The sequence below is a fragment of the Fructilactobacillus sp. X8R2C1 genome (assembly GCF_059900955.1).
In genome coordinates this window covers 57760-72990 of the sequence record NZ_JBWXVI010000002.1, presented here as the reverse complement: position 1 = coordinate 72990, position 15231 = coordinate 57760, and the positions used below count along the sequence as shown (strand labels likewise).

General features: G+C 36.8%; 13 protein-coding genes. 2 read left to right on the top strand and 11 right to left on the bottom strand.

Annotated features, from left to right (window positions below; genetic code table 11):
• Nucleotides 1-4 precede the first annotated feature (4 nt).
• Together obgE and uvrC are read right to left on the bottom strand one after the other, a co-directional pair.
• Nucleotides 5-1309 carry a GTPase ObgE gene (obgE, locus tag AC6UD6_RS02490; RefSeq protein WP_500695559.1) on the bottom strand — a complete coding sequence of 435 codons (1305 nt, stop codon included), beginning with the start codon at nucleotides 1307-1309 and terminating at the stop codon, nucleotides 5-7.
• Nucleotides 1310-1327: 18 nt separating this feature from the next.
• Nucleotides 1328-3136 (bottom strand): excinuclease ABC subunit UvrC, encoded by a 1809-nt coding sequence (gene uvrC, locus AC6UD6_RS02485; RefSeq protein WP_500695558.1) that lies wholly within the window; start codon nucleotides 3134-3136, stop codon nucleotides 1328-1330.
• A gap of 119 nt (nucleotides 3137-3255) precedes the next feature.
• On the opposite strand from uvrC, the gene AC6UD6_RS02480 reads away from it, so the two are divergent.
• Nucleotides 3256-3423 carry an SPJ_0845 family protein gene (locus AC6UD6_RS02480; RefSeq protein ID WP_500695557.1) on the top strand — a complete coding sequence of 56 codons (168 nt, stop codon included), beginning with the start codon at nucleotides 3256-3258 and terminating at the stop codon, nucleotides 3421-3423.
• A gap of 35 nt (nucleotides 3424-3458) precedes the next feature.
• On the opposite strand, the gene yihA is transcribed toward AC6UD6_RS02480, so the two are convergent.
• The 7 genes from yihA to rpsO all read right to left on the bottom strand — a co-directional run bounded on the left by yihA (nucleotide 3459) and on the right by rpsO (nucleotide 11481).
• Nucleotides 3459-4043, bottom strand: coding sequence for a ribosome biogenesis GTP-binding protein YihA/YsxC (gene yihA, locus AC6UD6_RS02475; protein ID WP_500693888.1), 585 nt, complete (start codon nucleotides 4041-4043; stop codon nucleotides 3459-3461).
• A 16-nt stretch (nucleotides 4044-4059) separates the two neighbouring features.
• A complete protein-coding gene (gene clpX, locus AC6UD6_RS02470) occupies nucleotides 4060-5346 on the bottom strand; it encodes an ATP-dependent Clp protease ATP-binding subunit ClpX (RefSeq protein ID WP_500695556.1) in 1287 nt (428 codons plus the stop codon).
• Between the two features lie 143 nt (nucleotides 5347-5489).
• Nucleotides 5490-6827, bottom strand: coding sequence for a trigger factor (tig, locus tag AC6UD6_RS02465; RefSeq protein ID WP_500695555.1), 1338 nt, complete (start codon nucleotides 6825-6827; stop codon nucleotides 5490-5492).
• Nucleotides 6828-6993: 166 nt separating this feature from the next.
• The gene (gene tuf / locus AC6UD6_RS02460) at nucleotides 6994-8181 is read right to left on the bottom strand and encodes an elongation factor Tu (RefSeq protein ID WP_500693891.1); all 1188 of its coding nucleotides are present in this window, start codon (nucleotides 8179-8181) and stop codon (nucleotides 6994-6996) included.
• A gap of 178 nt (nucleotides 8182-8359) precedes the next feature.
• The gene (locus AC6UD6_RS02455; RefSeq protein ID WP_500695554.1) at nucleotides 8360-9268 is read right to left on the bottom strand and encodes a hypothetical protein; all 909 of its coding nucleotides are present in this window, start codon (nucleotides 9266-9268) and stop codon (nucleotides 8360-8362) included.
• A 52-nt stretch (nucleotides 9269-9320) separates the two neighbouring features.
• The gene (locus AC6UD6_RS02450; protein ID WP_500695553.1) at nucleotides 9321-11039 is read right to left on the bottom strand and encodes a ribonuclease J; all 1719 of its coding nucleotides are present in this window, start codon (nucleotides 11037-11039) and stop codon (nucleotides 9321-9323) included.
• 172 nt (nucleotides 11040-11211) lie between these two features.
• Nucleotides 11212-11481, bottom strand: coding sequence for a 30S ribosomal protein S15 (rpsO, locus tag AC6UD6_RS02445; protein ID WP_500693894.1), 270 nt, complete (start codon nucleotides 11479-11481; stop codon nucleotides 11212-11214).
• A gap of 236 nt (nucleotides 11482-11717) precedes the next feature.
• On the opposite strand from rpsO, the gene rpsT reads away from it, so the two are divergent.
• A complete protein-coding gene (gene rpsT / locus AC6UD6_RS02440) occupies nucleotides 11718-11981 on the top strand; it encodes a 30S ribosomal protein S20 (protein ID WP_500695552.1) in 264 nt (87 codons plus the stop codon).
• A 13-nt stretch (nucleotides 11982-11994) separates the two neighbouring features.
• Here rpsT and holA read toward each other — a convergent pair whose 3' ends face one another.
• Both holA and AC6UD6_RS02430 read right to left on the bottom strand, forming a co-directional pair.
• A complete protein-coding gene (holA, locus tag AC6UD6_RS02435) occupies nucleotides 11995-13029 on the bottom strand; it encodes a DNA polymerase III subunit delta (RefSeq protein ID WP_500693896.1) in 1035 nt (344 codons plus the stop codon).
• Complete coding sequence (locus AC6UD6_RS02430) at nucleotides 13026-15182, bottom strand: DNA internalization-related competence protein ComEC/Rec2 (protein WP_500695551.1); 2157 nt, start codon at nucleotides 15180-15182, stop codon at nucleotides 13026-13028. Before AC6UD6_RS02430 ends, holA begins: the two co-directional genes overlap by 4 nt.
• Nucleotides 15183-15231 lie beyond the last annotated feature (49 nt).

Genomic DNA, 15231 nt, shown 5'->3' with positions numbered 1-15231 from the left:
TATATTATTCAACATATGAAAAGGTAAAGTCCAAAATTGATACCAGATCGCCATTCTTAGCGCCGGCATCCCGTAGTGCTTGATCAACACCCATTCCACGTAATTTTCGAGCTAATCTTAACACACCTTGTTCATGTTCAGTATTAGCCATTTGAATTACTCGTTCAATCTGATGTCCAGACAGAACCCAAGTTCCATCTTCATCTTTTGTCAAAGTAAACGGCTTTTCATCCTCATCAGGACGGTAAATGACTTCCTTAGAATCATTAAGCTCGTTAGCACCCACAATTGGAAACTTTGGTGCCTTATCAAGTTCACTACTCGTTTCTCGAATGAGATCATTAAGCCCTGAATGAGTAATGGAAGAAATGGGAATAATTTTGCCATTAACGTGGTCATTATGTTCAGCTAATTCACGTTTAAACAACTTAAGATTTTCAGCCGAATCCGGCATATCCATTTTAGAAGCAACGATGATTTGGGGACGTTTCAAAAGACTTTCATCAAAATTAGCCAGTTCATGATTGATTTTTTCATAGTCATCATACGGATCACGTCCCTCAACTCCACTCATATCAACAACATGGAGGATAACTCGAGTTCTTTGAATGTGTCTTAAAAATTCAAAACCTAATCCCACACCTTTGGAAGCTCCCTCAATCAGTCCAGGCAAATCAGCAATCACAAAGTCACTTCCATCATGATTTCGTACAATCCCCAGATTAGGAACAATGGTCGTAAAGTGATATTGAGCTACTTTTGGTTTTGACGAAGTAATTGCACTTAATAACGTGGATTTACCAGCCGATGGAAAACCGACTAAACCAACATCAGCTAATAATCTTAACTGAAGTTCGATCTCCATTTCTTGACCTGGTGCCCCATTTTCAGCAATTTCTGGCGCAGAATTTTTAGGGGTAGCAAAGTGAACGTTTCCTCTTCCTCCACGACCACCCTTTACAACTACAACTTCATCGTTTGCTTTAGTTAAATCCGCAATTGGCTCGCCGGTCTCTGAGTTATAAATCGTGGTGCCATCGGGGACATTTACTACCAAATCCGGTGCACTTGCACCCGTCATCTTTTTGTTAGCACCATTCCCACCGTTTTTGGCTTTAAATTGTTTTTTATACTTAAAATCCATTAAAGTTGACATTCCAGTATCAACTTTGAAAACAACATTACCACCATGGCCACCATCACCACCAGAAGGTCCACCATTTGGTACATATTTTTCCCGACGAAATCCGACCATTCCGTCTCCACCTTTACCGGCCTTAACTTTAAATTTTACTTGATCTACAAACATAATTTCTCCATTTTCATATTAGTTTTTCATCATCTTGGCCACTGGTGCAACGTTCTCAAAGGTCAATTTTACCGTCTGAGCAACCTTCTTTGAAATGCCAACTGCTTGAATGTCTTCGACACTAGCATCCGCAATGTTTTTGGTGGAACCAAATTTTCGCAAAAGTTTATTTCTAGTTTTGGATCCCACTCCCTTAATACTATCTAATCTAGAAGTCATCGAATTCTTATTATGGAGTTGATGATGATAGTTAATTGCAAAGCGATGCACTTCGTCTTGAACCCTTTGAACTAGATAAAAAGCTTGGCTTTTCGGATTTAAATTAACGTGATGATCATTACTTCCGTAAAGCAAATCAGCCGTCTTATGTTTCTCATTTTTCACCATTCCAGCTACTGGAATGTGCAGATTAAGTTCATTTTCCAAAACATCGGTAACGGCATTCATCTGAATCTCGCCTCCGTCCATTAGGATCAAATCTGGCATTTCAGCGTGTTCCTTTAATAAACGTGTGTAGCGCCTTCTAATCACTTCGCGCGTGCTGGCTGCCTCATCGGCATGATCAACGGTTCTTAACTTATATTTTCGGTACTTCTTCTTATTCGGTTTCCCATCTTCAAATACTACCATAGCAGAAACCAAATCAGCACCCGAAATATGGGAATGATCAAAAGCTTCGATTCGTTCGAGATGACCAATTCCTAAAGCGTCGCCCAATTCATCCATTGCTCCGGTAGTCTTTTTGCGATCCATTTCCATTAACTTAAACTGTTCGTTTAAAACCAATCGCGCATTATGCTCTGCCATGTCCAAAAGGGCTTTCTTCTGACCACGTTGAGGGGTTCTAACTGGCACTCCGATCATCTTCGAAAGAACATCATGGTCGATTGAGTTAGGTACCAAAATTTCTTTGGGTGGAATCCGATCAGAATCGTTATAAAATTGAACGATATAGCTAGTCATCTCTTCATTGGCGGTACTGATAATCGGAAACAATTTTTTCTCACGTTTCATTAAACGTGCCTGCCGAATAAAGAAAACTTGTACAGAAAGCCATCCCTTATCAGCATAAAAATTAAACACATCTCGTGGAGTATTGTCATGTGAAATGATTTTTTGTTTCTCAACGGTCGCATCAATGTAATGCAGTTGATCGCGCAATTCAGCTGCCCGCTCATACTCCATGTTATTTGAAGCCGTATTCATTCGTTTAGTCAGTAGTTGTCTAGCAGGTCCCACACTACCGTTTAAAAATGACTTGATCTTCTTGATTTGAGCATCGTACTCTGACTTAGGTACTTTCTTAAAGCAAGCTCCCAAGCACTGTCCCATGTGGTAGTACAAACAAGCTCGTTTTTGATACCCATTACAACGTCTGAGTGGATACATCTTTTGTAAGAAATTCAAGGTTTCATCTGCAGCATAGACGTTTGGATATGGTCCAAAATAATATCCACCATCATTTTTAACGGTATTAGTAATCAACATTCGGGGATCACGTTCATTAGTAATTTTAATGTAAGGATACCCACTGTGTCCTTGCTTTAAACGAACGTTATAATAAGGCCGATGCTTCTGAATCAAAGTGATTTCAAGTAAAAATGCTTCTTTGTCATTTGAAGTAATGATTGTCTCAAAATCAGCAATGTTTCGCACTAATTTGGCTCGTCTCCCATACTGAGTACTCTTGAAATAAGAGCGAACTCGATTCTTTAGGTTTTTTGCCTTACCAATATAAATAATTTTGCCATCTTTATCTTTCATAATGTAACAACCGGGTTGATCCGGAAGTAACGTTAACTTTCGTTCAATTAAATCAGATGCCATAAACTCCCTCCTTTCCGATAAATACTACTGTTACAATTATAATGAATTAGTTACAGTTTGTATAACAAACTGACATGAAATGATTTTTTTGCTATGATGAGTTTAAAGGAGCGATCGATATGGGACTAAAAATTAGAAGAAATGAAGATCTTGATGCCATGTTCAGTAAATTCGCTAAAGAGAATCCGAAAGATCCTAACCGTACCAAGTTTTTGAATCATAAAAACAAAGAAGACCAGCGCGAATCAAAAAAGAATAAAATATTAGATCAAGACAAAACCAAATAAACACAAAATCAGCTGTTCTCACAGCTGATTTTTTATTACTTAATTTGTTGCTCAATCCAGTTCCAAATTTGATCTGCTCCGACCTTGGTTTTAGCAGAGAACATTATCAGCGGTTCATCTGCTTCAAGCTCCAGCCCTTTTCGCAACGTCTGTTCTTGTTTCTTGATCTTACTTTTAGGAATTTTATCAACCTTAGTCGCTACATAAAGCACGGGAATTCCATAATACTCTAACCAATCACGCATCTGAATATCGTACTCACTCGGGGCGTGTCTACCATCAATTAAATTGATCACTCCCCGGAGCTGTTCACGTTGCGTTAGATAAGTCTCAATCATTTGAGCCCATTTTTCCCGTTCTGTTTTAGAAACCTTCGCATAGCCATATCCTGGAACGTCAACAAAATAGAGTTCATCGTTAACGCGATAAAAATTCAAAGTTTGAGTTTTTCCCGGTTGGCCAGACGTATGAGCGTAATCCTTCCGGTTAATCAACACATTCGTTAGTGAAGACTTGCCAACGTTAGATCGACCCAAAAAGCCAATTTCTGGATATCCAGTAGTGGGATACTGTTTTGGATCAACTGCACTCATTACAAGTTCAACATCATTTACGTCCATTATTATCTCCGTTTAATTACTTTGTTTCGCTTTTTAAGACCATCTTTGGTTCTTTACCACTATTTACTGAATCTGGGGTAACAATCACTTCTTTAACGTCATCACGACTTGGAAGTGAATACATAATATCTCTCATCACACTTTCAATCATAGAACGAAGACCACGAGCACCCGTATTTCTAGCAATGGCTTTTTTTGCCATGGCCTTAAGTGCAGCGTCTTCAAATTTAAGTTGGACGCCCTCGAGTGATAAAAGCTTTTGGTATTGTTTTACTAACGCATTTTTAGGTTGAGTAAGAATCTTAACCAGATCGTTTTCGCTTAACTTATTCAAAGCAGTCAAAATTGGAAGACGACCAATGAACTCTGGAATTAATCCAAAATTCATTAGGTCCTCGGGAATTACTTTTTGCATAATATCTTCATCAGCAACGTCTTGGGTCTCATGATTATCAACCCCAAAACCAATTGTTTTATCACCTAAGCGTCGTCTAACAATATCTTGAATTCCATCAAAAGCCCCACCAACAATAAACAGAATATTCTTCGTATTAATCTTAATAAACTCTTGGCTCGGGTTCTTTCTACCACCTTTTGGTGGGACATTAGCGGTCGTTCCCTCTAAAATCTTTAAAAGAGCCTGTTGAACTCCTTCACCAGATACATCTCTTGTGATTGAAACATTTTCGGCTTTTTTAGCAATTTTATCAATCTCGTCAATATAAATGATTCCCTTTTCAGCCCGATCAACGTCATAATCAGCGTTCTGTAAGAGTTTCAAAAGAATATTTTCAACATCTTCTCCAACATATCCAGCTTCAGTCAACGTCGTAGCGTCAGCAATTGCAAAGGGAACGTTTAAAATTTTAGCAAGTGTTTGGGCCAGATAAGTCTTCCCCGATCCAGTTGGTCCAATCATCGCAATATTACTTTTCTGAATCTGAGCATCATCATAAGCATGTCGTTCTTGGTTACCATCTTCACTTTCATCATTATCTTCAGAATCATTCAAAGCCTTAATTCTCATATAATGATTAAAGACAGCCACCGCTAGCGTTTTTTTGGCTTCATCTTGACCAATCACATACTCATCAAGTTTTTTAACAATTTCACTTGGGGTAAGCACATTGATGTCTTCAGCATTGGTCTTGTTTAATTCATCACTCATGATCTGTTCACACAAATCGATACATTCATTACAAATATATACACCGGGTCCAGCAACAATTTTTTTTACTTGGTCCTGTGACTTTCCACAAAAGGAGCAAGTAATGGTCTCATTTTGATTTGAATCATCATACATGGTATCTCTCCTTTTTGTTAATTCGTTGTTAATTCGTCTCGTTGCCTGCAATTTGAAACTATACCATACTAATAGAACCTTTTAAAATAATTTGCTCTACAAAAAAAGACCCGCTCTAACAAGCGGATCCCATCTTGTATAAATTATTTCTTATTTTCTTTACTGGAATCCTTTTTTTCAGAAGCCTTCTTGGTAGTTGATTTTGGTTCTTCTTTAGCACTGTCAACCACAATGTCAACGGCTTTTTGAATACCAATATCATGTTTTAACATGTCATCAGATAATGCATTACGAACGGCTGTTTCTTCCATTCCGTATTGTTTAGCGAGGTTGCTAACTTCTTTTTGAATGTCTGATTCACTAGGATCAATCTTTTCAGCTTTAACAATTGCTTCTAAGATCAAATTAGTTTTAACTCGACGATCTGCACCATCAGCAAATTGCTTCTTTAAGTCCTCTGGCTTAGTACCAGTGAGTTTGTAGTACATTTCAGCGTTAATACCCTGCTGCTGCATTCCAGCTAAGTACTGGTCCATTTGACGTTGAACGTCATCATTAATCATAACTTCTGGAATATCTTTAACAGTAGCATTATCTACTGCTTCACTAATAGCCGTATTTTCCTTGGCATCGTGAGCGGCTGATTCTTTTTGTTCCTTAAGTTCTTTTTTAACTTTGTCTTCCAATTCAGAAAGTGTATCAACATCTTCATCAACATCTTTAGCAAAGTCATCATCAAGCTTAGGAAGTTGTTTCTCTTTAACTTCATGGAGTTTAACCTTAAAGGTAGCTTCTTTGCCAGCTAGTGACTTTTCTTGATAATCCTTAGGGAAGGTAACTTTTACTTCGACATCATCGCCAGCCTTTTTTCCAATCAATTGATCTTCAAATCCTGGAATGAATGATCCTGAACCAAGTTCAAGAGAATAGTTATTTGCTTTTCCACCTTCAAAAGGCTTGCCATCAACAAATCCCTCAAAATCAATGGTAACAGTGTCACCTTTTTTGGCAGGACGATCAACTAGAACAAGTTCAGCTTGAGATTGACGCATTTTATCAATCTTAGCATCAACGTCTTTCTTGTAAACTCGAGTACTTTCCTTTGGAACGCTTAGTCCTTTGTATTGACCAAGTTTAACATCAGGTTTGACACTAACAGTAGCCTTTAAGACCCAAGGCTTCCCTTTTTCAATTGAATCAACACTAACGTCAGGTTGACCAACGGGTTCAATGCCAGCGTCTTTAATTGCTTCACTGTAAGCATCTGGTAATAACAAATTCAAAGCATCTTGGTATAAAGCTTCTTCACCATACATTTGGTTAAATACTTGTCTTGAAACTTTACCCTTACGGAATCCAGGAACTTTAATATTTTTCTTATTCTTTTTGAAAGCTCGATCTAATCCTTCTTTAATCTTATCAAGACCAATTTCAAAAGTTAATTCCCCATCATTGGTACCTTTTTTCTTCCAATCTGCCATAACATTTCCTCCAACATGAAAAATATTTACACACTTTTCCAAGTAATAGTATTCAAATAATATTCTAACTTAAGCGTCCTCAAAAGTAAACAGCGACGCTAAAACGGCCATAGCAATAAAAAAGAGATTGAAGACATTGTCTTCAATCTCTAAATAAAAATACTAATTAATCATCGATTTCGGTAACAACACCGGCACCAACGGTATGTCCACCTTCACGAATAGTGAACTTAGTACCCTTTTCAATGGCAACTGGCTTAGTTAAGTCAACGTGGAAAGTAACGTTGTCTCCAGGCATTACCATTTCAGTTCCCTTGTCTAATTCGATAACACCAGTAACATCAGTGGTGTGGAAGTAGAATTGAGGACGATAGTTTGAGAAGAATGGAGTATGACGTCCACCTTCTTCTTTGGTTAAGATATAAACTTGACCAGTGAACTTCTTGTGGGTTTGAATTGAACCAGGTGCTGCAAGAACTTGTCCACGAACAACTTGGTCACGATCAATACCACGAAGTAATGCACCGATGTTGTCACCGGCTTCACCCTTGTCAAGAGTCTTTCTGAACATTTCAAGACCAGTAACAGTAGTCTTCAATGTGTCAGGAACTAAACCAACAATTTCAACTTCGTCGCCGACTTTGATGCTACCACGGTCAATACGACCAGAAGCAACAGTTCCACGACCAGTGATGGTAAATACATCTTCAACAGGCATTAAGAATGGCTTGTCGTCATCACGTTCTGGAGTTGGGATGTATTCATCAACAACATCCATTAATTTCATGATGTTTTCTTCTTGTTCTTTGTCACCTTGAAGTGCTTTCAAAGCTGAACCACGAACAACCGGAACATCGTCACCATTGTAACCATATTCTGAAAGCAACTCACGAATTTCCATTTCAACTAAGTCGATCAACTCGTCGTCATCAACCATGTCAGTCTTGTTCAAGAAGACAACAATGTGGTCAACACCAACTTGTCTAGCAAGCAAAATGTGTTCACGAGTTTGTGGCATAGGACCATCAGTTGCGGCAACAACAAGAATGGCACCATCCATTTGAGCAGCACCAGTGATCATGTTCTTAACGTAGTCAGCATGTCCTGGGGCGTCAATATGTGCATAATGACGCTTTTCAGTTTCGTATTCAACGTGGGCAGTATTAATAGTAATACCACGTTCCTTTTCTTCTGGTGCAGCATCGATATCAGCAAAGTCTTCAGCCTTAGCCAAGCCTTTTTCTGATAATACTTTAGTGATTGCTGCAGTTAAAGTAGTCTTCCCGTGGTCAATATGGCCGATAGTACCAATATTAACGTGGGGCTTTGTTCTTTCATAATGTTCTTTTGCCATTTATGAAACCCTCCTGTCATTTTCGTAAGATAAACATCAGCAAAACGCCAATGTCTCTTTATTATTAATTATACTACATTTCCCCTAAAAGGCAAAATTGTCACCCTTTTGGGAATTCACTTTCATATTATATCCACTGACAAATTATTTGTAAACCAGATATAGACAATTTCTTAAATTACTTTAGTAATAAATTCATGATTTTATCAATTTTCACTAACCAATGATCAATTGATCCCATTTTTTCATCATCCACTACCATATTCGGATTAATGATATGCCGATGAATAGCGGTTACCCATTCATCAGGTTCCTTAATCACATCATCAATAAACGGATACAAAATCTGAGCATCATATTCGGCCGCGTTAGAAATTTGCTGATAACGAATTGGATCATTTTGTCCGTAGCGTTCCCTAATTTTCTTTTGCATTGCTTGATACGCACTAGAATCCAATTCATCAACAAGCTGTGATGGTGTTAAAGTATACGTTTTTCCATCCATCCAAATATATTTAACTGGTTTATCATACTTTAACTTAGCTAAATTATTAAGTAACTGATTTCTCCATACTGGATTGACGTCTGGATCTACTAGGTTAAACTGTGCACCCTTCAAATATTGCTTATACGGGAGTTCTTCAGCCTTTTCCATTATGTCGCGCTGCTTGATTCCCGTTTGTCCACCCATGTGCATAAAATGCTTCAAGTTAGCCCGGTTAGATTCAGCCTGCTCAGAGTCATTGATTCTCTCTAAAGATTCGATTTTGCCTTTGACATCATCCTTATCTAATACATCAATTGAATCAACAATTATTCGTAATGGGATAAACTTCCGGTTTTTTAAGTAAATATTTATTAATAATTTAACGTCATTTTCAACAAAATAATTAAAGTTATCTTCTAATAATCGATATGATTCAACGTACTTTTTTTCATTAAAGAGCGAGTGTCCCAACAAATCAATCACATTGTAATCGTCAACTTCATCATACAAAGCCAACAATTCCTGTGAACTTTTCTGATAATGTTTTTTCCTAAAGTCTGTTTGTGCTTTTTTTAATCTTACCTTTTGATGATCATTCAATCTATTATCCTCACATAAGAAAACAAAAAAATTGAGCCGGGGCTCAACTTCTTTAGTCTTCTTGATCGTTTTTATTGTTAGCTTTTTTTCTTCTATGGTGTTGATTGACTTCCATAATAACTGGAAGAATCACTGGTCTTCTCCCAGTCTTTTTGTATAGAAATTGTCCAAGGTCTTCTCTAACATCCTGTTTTAAATGACCCCAGTCAAACTCCTTGTTATTAAGGTTATTCTGGACTGCTTCAGATACAATACCAGCTGCTTCTTTAAGCAAGGATTTATCAGAATTAACGTAAACAAATCCCCGAGCCATGATTTTGGGCTCTGAAATAATTTTTTTCTTCTTGCGGTCGATAGTAACAACTGCCACGAAGACACCATCTTCCGATAACACTTTTCGATCTCGTAATACAATGTTTCCAATGTCTCCGACACCAATCCCATCAATCATGGTGTCAGAAGCTGGGACAGCTTCTGACAAAAACATGTTTTCACCATCAAACTCAATTACATCACCTTTAGCGGGTAAAATAACGTGTGATGGTTTCATCCCAACTTCCTCAGCTAGCTCTTTTTGTGCTTCCATTAATCGATACTCACCTTGGATTGGAATTAAGTAATCAGGATGAATTAAATTAAGGAGCAGTTGAAGATCATGCTTGCTGGCATCCCCTGAAATATTCTTTTCATCAGCAATGCTCATGACCTCTCCACCAGCTTTATAGATCATATCGCGAGTCTTAGCCCATGGAGTGTCCATTGCACGGGATGGACTGGTAGCAATCAAGACCAGGTCACCTGGCTGAATATCAACGTCTCTGTCTCGGTTATCAGCCATTCTTTGAAGTGATTCCATTGGTTCACCGTTCTTACCGGTTTGTAGAATCAAAACTTCATGCGGATTCATTTGCTCTAACTCTTTTGCAGATTCAATAAACAAATCATCAGAAGGTAACGTTAACTTGCCAAGTTTCAACGCAGTATCAATAACCTCTTCTAGACCCTTGCTGGTTAGATAAACTCTCCTACCTGACTTAGACGCAGCGTTTAATACTTCTTGAATTCTTAAAATATTATTAGCAAGACAGGCAACGATCACACGACCCTTCTGATAGTGAAAGGTTTCATAGAGATAGTCTCTGATCTCTTTCTCGTCAGTACTCTCTTCCGGATTGTCAGCATTTCTTGAGTCACTTAAAAGTGCCAACACGTGTTCTTTACCAATATCAGTAAGAGCTGAATAATCCGTTTTGTACCCGTCAGCAGCAGTCTGATCAAATTTAAAATCACCAGTATAAACAATGTTTCCGAGTTCAGTACTAATCACGATCCCAACTGAGTCAGGAATTGAATGAGTGGTATCAAAGAAACTAACCGTGCCATCCTCAAATACAATTTCGCTTTTACTATTAATGACGTGAAAATCATTAAATTTCTTAGTCTTCTTATTATCGGCAACCGCCAACTTTGCCAAACCAATCGTTAACTCCGTTCCAAACACGGGAACGTTAAATTCACTTAAAAAATATGGAAGTGCACCAATTGCATCTGCGTGACCGTGGGTAAGAAAAACCCCGACAATTTTATCGGCGTTATCCCTTAAATACGAAAAATCTGGGATTACAAAATCAATTCCTAACATTTCGTTTTGAGGGTATTTTAGTCCACAATCCAAAATAAAAATACTATTATCATTAATTTCAATGGCATAAAGATCCTTGCCATTTTCTCTCACTCCACCCAGTGGAATGATTTTGATGTTCTTTTTCATAATTACTTGTTCCTCTCAAAAAATTACTTACGATTAAAATTAACTATTTTATGCGAAGCTTGGCCTCTAAACGCTCATGATATCTGTTAACAGTGTAACATATTTATATTAAGCACTAAATTATTTATGTATAAAAAAAGAGCGGAAAAAATCCGCCCTATTAAAATCAAGATTAACGACGTAATCCTAATTCCTTGATTAATTTACGATAACTTTGTACATCATTGTTACGTAAGTAAGCAAGAAGATTTCTTCTGTGACCGATCTTCTTCATAAGTCCACGTTGTGAATGAAAATCCTTTTTGTGGGTCTTCATGTGTCCATTAATTTCATTAATATCAGCAGTCAGTACAGCAATTTGTACTTCTGTCGAGCCCGTGTCACCATCGTGTTGAGCAAACTTTTTAATAATATCGTTCTTTTGTTCTTTAGTTAAAGCCATTATTACATTCCACCTTTCTAATCTAATCCCTCAATCTGAGTAATACGTCAGTGACTCGCAAAACTAAGATTAAGTTACTTATTTAATATAACCTAAAAGAAAGCGTTATTCAAGTTATCATTAAAAAATTAGTCTTGTTTTTAGTGCTATTGCAATTAATCAATGGATTTTGTATAATTAGGAACGTCAAAAGATGTGAATAATTGAATTTATTTCACAAGGTGGAGGTGAACTTAATGCCAGTAATTAAATCTGCTATCGAACGTATGCGAACTAACGAAGAAGCTAGAAAGAAAAACGCATCTCAAAAGAACGAAATGAGAAGTGCAATCAAAAAATTCGAAAAAGCTGAAGCTTCTGGTGCCGATGATTTAGATAGTGTATACCGCAGTGCTGTTGCAGCAATTGACCATGCAAAATCTAAGGGTCTTATCAAAGCTAATAACGCTAACCGTAAGAAGTCTCATTTAGCAAATAAACTTGCTAAAAACGACAACTAAAAAAAGAATCCGATTAATCGGATTCTTTTTTTATACTCTGATTTAGTTTAACGGCAAACATTTCAAACAACAATTCTGGATCAATACTCGTACTTTTCAGTTGCTCTTCAATTTCTACCAAACTAATATATGCATCTCGTAGATATTCTCTAGGATACTTGCGATTGTTCCTGATTGCTAATTTTACTCGATACGGATGGACCCGTAAAGAACTTGCTAAATTCCCCTGACTATAGCCAAAATAATCTAAAATTTTAACTTGCAGTAATAATCTGAACTGACTAACTAAAATTGCATTGATTTGAATTGGCTCATGCTTCTGAGAAATTAAATCATGATAAAACTCGATTGCTTGCGTTGTTTTACCACTCATTAAATAATTAATTAAATCAAAAACGTTTTGATCCATCGATTTTGATACTAACGAATCGACCGCATCAAGCGTTATTTTTTTATCATTGATTTTGTATAAAAAGAGTTTATCTAATTCATTCATAACACTAGCCAAATTACCCGAAGTTCGAGAAAGAAGTTCTTCAAGTGCATTTCGATCGATCGAATATCCACTGTTCTTAATCTTACTTTGCACTAACTGCTTAATTTCCCTTTCAGAAAACCGATTTAAGTCGATTACTTCCGCACGTTTTAAAAGCTCCTTACTAACCTTTTTTCTAGCATCTAACTTTTGATATGGAGCAAAAAAAGCCAAAGTTGTTTCATCAGGAGCATTCTTCAAATAATTTATGAGTTCTTCTGAATGATGAACGGTTTTGCTTTTATTTTTTTCACCGGTTAAAAAATACGGATTCTTAATGAAGACTAGTCGTTTTTTTCCAAAAAAAGGAATTGACATCGCATCATTTAGTGCAACGGAAAGCGATGTTTCTTCCATATCATAAGTAGCAAAATTCATTGTCCGTTCATCATTTGGGATCAGAGACTTTAGTTTCTTTTGAATTATATCGATCCAATAATCATCATTTCCAAGGATTAAATAAATTGATTTAGGATCACTATCAATCTGATTAACTTGTTCTACGACACTCAACGACGTGCCACCTTCCACTTTGTTTCAAATTTTCCAATTTTGTTATTATTTTTGAATTTATATCTAATCATACCATTCTTTTTGGTACTGATAATTGCAACATGTTGTTGTTTCATTGTATCAATAGTTTCCTGATTTGGATGATTATAACGATTATGACGACCCGCAGATATCAGAGCAACTTTAGGATTAATTGCCCTGATAAATCTAGGATCGGATGAAGTCTTACTTCCGTGATGACCTAGCTTGATCACATCAACTCGCAAATCAGGATATTTTTGGATAATCTTAAGTTCTTCCTCTCGGTTCAAATCACCCATAAAAATCCACTTCAAACCGCCAATTTTACCAAAAAGTACCATGGAATCTTGATTTTCACCAGACCCACTTTTCATCGGATGAACAACTTGAAATGGGGAATTTTTAATTCGATTTCCATCCTTGGCACCAAGCAACTGAAACTGTCCTTGATACGGTCTAATTCGCCTTAAAAAGCTTTGATTATTAGTCATCCCCCACGGAACATAAACCCGATCAACCTTCATTTTACTTAAGAAGGCCGGCAAATCACCAACATGATCAGCATCTTGATGACTTAAACAAACATTATCAAGTTTTGAAATCCCAATGCTTTTTAAATATTGGATTGAAGTATCATTGGCTTGATAAATTTTGGCCCGCTTCTGTTTGCCAAAGAAATTAGGCTTTCCGCCAGTGTCAATCAACGTAATCGAACGATTAAATGGCTCTCTAACAAGAAAACTATCCCCTTGACCAACATCAAATGCATCAACTTCTCCATTCATTGGAAAATGAATCATCACAAAACCAATGCTAAAAAATAACACTAAAAGAATCATTCGCTTCATAGTTACTTTTTCAATGAGTAGTAAAGAAATTATTACCATTAATAAAACGATCCATACGTTTAGTTTCCCGATCACCAAATTTCCTGGAAGCCTTGAAAGAAAATTTAAAAGCTGGTCAAATGTCTTTAAGGTTGTATCAATTAATGAAACAATCAAATCAAATTTTAAAAATGACAGCAAATATCCAATTAACACAATCGGAAATATAAAGGTTGAAAAGAAAGGGACAAATAACAGATTGGCAAACAAAGATAATGCATGCCATTCATACATATGATACAAAATAATCGGTAAACTAATTAAGTTAAGTAGGATAGTTTGTTTTAAAAACCCACAGTTTTTCGTCAGGATTAACCCAAGTGATAATAAATATGAAAGCTGACACCCAAACTGAAAAATAAACAATGGATTAATCAGCAAGTTGATCATCACCGCACTGGACCAGATATCTAAGGGAGATATGTCAAGATACACTTTATCTAGACCCAAGCGTTCTTCGGCCATTATAATTGCCCGAAGTAAACTAGCTCCTGCACCAGCAATTACAAAGTAAAATGGAAGAAAAATGATTAAGAATGAATTAACCTGTTCCCTTCTCAATCGCAAAGTCGTCATAATCCACGTAATCAAACCAATTAAATAATAAACGTGCATCCCCGAAATTGTGAATAAGTGGATGAGGCCCAAGCGTTGGACCCCGGTCAGTTCTTCTCTAAAATCACTACTCCGACTTCCATAAATGATACCCAAAACGTACATCCGTAGATGTTTAGGTAATTGATCACACGTTTTAATCATTTGAAACCTTAAGTCGTGAACCCGATCACCTAAACCTTGATTGCTACAAATCTGACGGTATTTAATTTGATCACATTTAATTTCACTCACAATTCCCTTAGCGCGATTAAAACTCTTGGAGTCAAATTGAGCAAAATTGGGTGGTGAATCAATCAAACTAAGTTGGCCATCAATAATAAATTCGCTGGTGTGATTAAGATGAAGCAAAGCATCTTTTTCACTCTTATTTTTTACAAACCCATAAATTAATACCCGCTGTTTTAGCCGGGGAATTTCTACAACTCCACTATACGTATCTCCATGAAGCTGTAATTCATCTGGATGGACCTTAGCTATCCAAGTCGAAGTCGTTTCTGTCTTAGGTATCACCCTAACTTGTCGGTTAATGTGATTTTGCCAAATTCCAAAAAATATCAGTGGAATTAGCAGTGAGATGACACTTTTTGAAAAGAAACGGGGAATTCTTAAAAGAAAGATACGAATCAACCATAAAATTAATAAAACAATTCCAATTACGTGATTTCCAAAAAATGCG